Source organism: Microbispora sp. ATCC PTA-5024 (assembly GCF_000511135.2).
Classification (GTDB): Bacteria; Actinomycetota; Actinomycetes; order Streptosporangiales; family Streptosporangiaceae; genus Microbispora; species Microbispora corallina.
Genome location: NZ_KI866525.1, coordinates 404,464 through 408,479, shown reverse-complemented (window position 1 = coordinate 408,479; position 4,016 = coordinate 404,464). Strand labels below are relative to the sequence as shown.

Below are 4,016 nucleotides of genomic sequence, written 5' to 3'. Positions count from 1 at the left end.
ACGGGGGCGGCGGCCCTGCGGCCCTCGGCCGCGGCCACCGCCGCCGCGAGCGCCGACAGCCGGACGGCCTGCGGGCCGGCCAGCGGCGCGGTCGAGGGGTGGCGGTCGAGGAATCCGGTGTCGAGCGCCCCCGACAGGAACTCGGGGTGCCGCAGCACGGTGACGAGCAGGTCGCGGTTGGTGGTGAGCCCGTGCACCCGGGCCCGGGCGAGCGCCCCGGCGAGGCGCCGCGCGGCCTGGCCGCGGGTCTGCGCGTACGCCACGACCTTGGCGAGCATGGGGTCGTAGTGGACGCCGACCTCGCCGCCGGACACCACGCCCGAGTCGAGCCGCAGCCGCGCGCCCAGCGCGAACTCGCCGTCCACGCCCGGCACCTCGAAGCGGTGGAGCACACCGGTCTGCGGGCGGCCGTCGGCGTCCTCGGCGTACAGGCGGGCCTCGATGGCGTGGCCGACCGGGCTCGGCGGCAGCGCGGCCAGCTGCACGCCCTCGGCCACCTCGATCTGCAGGCGCACGAGGTCGACGCCGTACACCGCCTCGGTGACCGGGTGCTCGACCTGCAGGCGGGTGTTCATCTCCAGGAAGTGGAAGCCGCCGCCCGCGGCGAGCAGGAACTCGACGGTTCCCGCCCCGACGTACCCGATGGCCCGGGCCGCCCTGATCGCGGCCTCGCACAGCTCCCTGCGCAGCTCGGGGGTGACGGCGGGGGAGGGGGCCTCCTCGATGACCTTCTGGTGGCGGCGCTGGATCGAGCACTCCCGCTCGCCGAGGGCCCAGACCGTGCCGTGGGCGTCGGCGAGGATCTGCACCTCGATGTGCCGGGCGCCCTCCAGCAGCGGCTCGGCGAACAGCGTGCCGTCGCCGAACGCCGCCAGGGCCTCCCGGTGGGCCGCCTCGACGGCGGCGGGCAGATCGGCCGGGTCGCGGACCACCCGCATCCCGCGGCCGCCGCCTCCCGCGGACGCCTTGATCAGCAGGGGCGTCTCCACCTCGGGCAACTGCCGGGTCAGCTCCTCGGCGAGCCCGCCGGGCCCGATGGGGAACGTCGGCAGGACCGGCACCCCCGCCTCGGCCATCAGCGCCTTCGCCTCGATCTTCGAGCCCATCGCCGCTACGGCCTCCGGGGACGGCCCGATCCAGGTGAGCCCGGCGTCCAGGACGGCCTGGGCGAAGGCGGCGTTCTCCGACAGGAAGCCGTACCCGGGGTGCACCGCGTCCGCCCCCGCCCTGCGGGCCGCGTCCACGACCAGCGCGGGGTCGAGGTACGACAGCGGCGCGCCCAGCCGTACGGCCCGGTCGGCCTCGGCCACGTGCGGCGCGGACGCGTCGGCGTCGGAGAACACCGCGACCGTGCCGATCCCCAGCTCACGGCAGGTGCGGAACACGCGCCGGGCGATCTCGCCCCGGTTGGCCACCAGCAACCGCTCGATCATTGTCGCCGTCCCTCTGCTCACATCCGGAAGACGCCGTAGCCGGCGCGGCCGGCGTCGGGCGCGTTGCCGATCGCGGACAGGCACAGCCCGAGGACCGTACGGGTGTCCCTGGGGTCGATCACCCCGTCGTCGTAGAGCCGGCCGGACAGGAAGAACGCCAGCGACTCGGCCTCGATCTGGGCCTCCACGGCCTGCCGCATGGCCCCGTCGGCCTCCTCGTCGTACTCCTGGCCGCGGGCCTCGGCGGCGGCGCGGCCGACGATCGACATGACGCCCGCGAGCTGGGCGGGGCCCATGACGGCCGACTTCGCGCTCGGCCAGGTGAACAGGAACCGGGGGTCGTAGGCCCGGCCGCACATCCCATAGTTGCCCGCGCCGTAGGAGGCGCCCATGACGATCGTGATGTGCGGGACGGTCGAGTTGGACACCGCGTTGATCATCATGGCGCCGTGCTTGATGATGCCGCTCTGCTCGTAGTCCCTGCCGACCATGTAGCCGGTCGTGTTCTGCAGGAAGACCAGCGGCGTGCGGGTCTGGTCGGCCAGCTGGATGAACTGCGCCGCCTTCTGGGCCTCCTCGCCGAACAGCACCCCGCGGGCGTTGGCGAGGATCCCGATCGCGTGGCCGTGGACCGCCGCCCAGCCCGTGACCAGGCTCGGCCCGTACAGCGGCTTGAACTCGTCGAAGTCGCTGCCGTCCACCACCCGGGCGATGACCTCGCGCGGGTCGAACGGGATCTTCAGGTCCTCGGGCACGATGCCGAGCAGCTCGTCCTCGTCGTACAGCGGTGGGGGCGCGGCCGCCGGGGAGGCGACGGGCCGGCGCCGGTTGAGCCGCCGCACGATCCGCCGGCCGATGCGCAGCGCGTCGTGCTCGTCGGCCGCCAGGTGGTCGGCGAGGCCGGAGGTGCGGGCGTGCATCTCGGCGCCGCCCAGCGACTCGTCGTCGGACTCCTCGCCGGTCGCCATCTTCACCAGCGGCGGGCCGCCCAGGAACACCTTGGCGCGTTCCCGCACCATGACCACGTGGTCGCTCATGCCGGGCACGTATGCCCCGCCCGCGGTCGAGTTGCCGAAGACCAGCGCGATCGTCGGGACGCCGGCGGCCGACAGCCGGGTCAGGTCCCGGAAGATCCGGCCGCCCGGGATGAAGATCTCCTTCTGCGACGGCAGGTCGGCGCCGCCCGACTCGACCAGGTTCACGTACGGCAGGCGGTTCTCGAGCGCGATGTCGGCGGCCCGGAGCGTCTTGCGCAGCGTCCAGGGGTTGGACGCGCCGCCCCGCACGGTGGGGTCGCTGGCCGTGACGACGCACTCGACGCCCTCGATCACGCCGATCCCGGTCACCACGCTCGCTCCCACGGGGAACTCGGTGCCCCAGGCCGCCAGCGGGGACAGCTCCAGGAACGGCGAGTCGGGGTCGACGAGCAGCTCGATCCGCTCGCGCGCGAGCAGCTTGCCCCGCTCCCTGTGCCGGTCGACGTACTTGGGCCCGCCTCCGGCCACGGCCCTGGCGTGCTCGGCCTCCAGCTCGGCGATCTTCGTCAGCATGGCGGCGCGCCGGGCGCCGTACTCGCCGCTGGAGGTGTCCAGCCGGCTCACGAGTGCCGTCATGTCACCACCGAACCGAGTTCAATCACGGGAAGATCCTCCGGGTTGGCCGCCGTCACGTCAACGCGCCGTCACCTCGCCGCGCCGTCACCGCACCGCACCGCGCCGTCACCGCACCGGGCCGCCGCGGTGCCGCGGGTGCCGCCCGCCCGGGTCAGCCGCAGTGGGACCACGCGCTGCTCCAGCTCGTGCTGCCGTACCCGCCGCCCCAGATCACGCACCTGCCGGCGGCGGCCAGGCGCAGCGGACCGGCGTACGCCGTGTAGGAGCCCGAGTCGGCGGCCGACGCCCCGCCCTTGACCTTCAGGACGGCGCCCATCCTCACCTTGCCCGGCATCACGTAGCGGGACAGGGTGATCACGCAGTTGCGGCCGGTGGAGGAGCTGTAGAGCAGGTACGTCGTGGCCTGCCCGCCGTAGGAGTGCGAGTCGACTACGGCGTAGCCGGTCCCGCAGACGCCCTTGGCCGTGTAGGGGTTGGGCTTGGGCGCGCTGGTCGGGGCCTTCGTCGGCGTTTTCGTCGGGGTCGGCGTCGGCTTCGCGGAGGGCTGGGCGGTGGGTTGCGTCGTCGGCTTCGGGGTGGCCGTGGGCCCGGCCGTCGAGGGGGTGGGCCTCGATCCGCCGGAGCGGTCAGGGGTGGGCGACGGGTGCGCCGGGCGTGTCCGGGCCGGGGCGGCCGTCGCGTCCCCTCGGGGCCGGCCGGCAGTGGAGGCCGGCGAGGGCCGTCCGGGCCTGCGCCCCTTCGGGGTGGCCGGCGCGTACGGCGTGGAGACCTGCGGCTCGGCCGCGGCGGAGGCGGCCCCGGGTGTCGGGCCGAGGGCGTCCTCAGAGGAGATCTGCCTGGCGGACACCCAGTTCGGCACCAGGAAGGCCGCGGCCGCGAGTGCGGAGGCCCCGATCCCGACGGCCGTCCAGGTCAGCGCCGTCCGCCGGGGCCGCGCCGGCCTGGCGCGCCGTCCCCGCGGCCGGGGCGG

General features: G+C 75.0%; 2 protein-coding genes and 1 pseudogene. All 3 read right to left on the bottom strand.

Annotated features, from left to right (window positions below; genetic code table 11):
* The coding region (locus MPTA5024_RS27845; protein WP_036330011.1) for an acetyl-CoA carboxylase biotin carboxylase subunit at positions 1-1,433 on the bottom strand (1,433 nt) is incomplete at its 3' end.
* Positions 1,434-1,450: 17 nt separating this feature from the next.
* Positions 1,451-3,046: an acyl-CoA carboxylase subunit beta gene (locus MPTA5024_RS27840; protein WP_036330010.1), complete on the bottom strand. Its 1,596-nt coding sequence runs from the start codon at positions 3,044-3,046 to the stop codon at positions 1,451-1,453.
* A 151-nt stretch (positions 3,047-3,197) separates the two neighbouring features.
* Positions 3,198-4,016, bottom strand: a pseudogene (locus MPTA5024_RS44370) (hypothetical protein); the annotation flags it as partial.

What these genes read in the sequence shown, in the direction of transcription:
- MPTA5024_RS27840 (WP_036330010.1), bottom strand. Translation starts at nt 3,046, where the DNA reads ATGACGGCACTCGTGAGCCGGCTGGACACCTCCAGCGGCGAGTACGGC.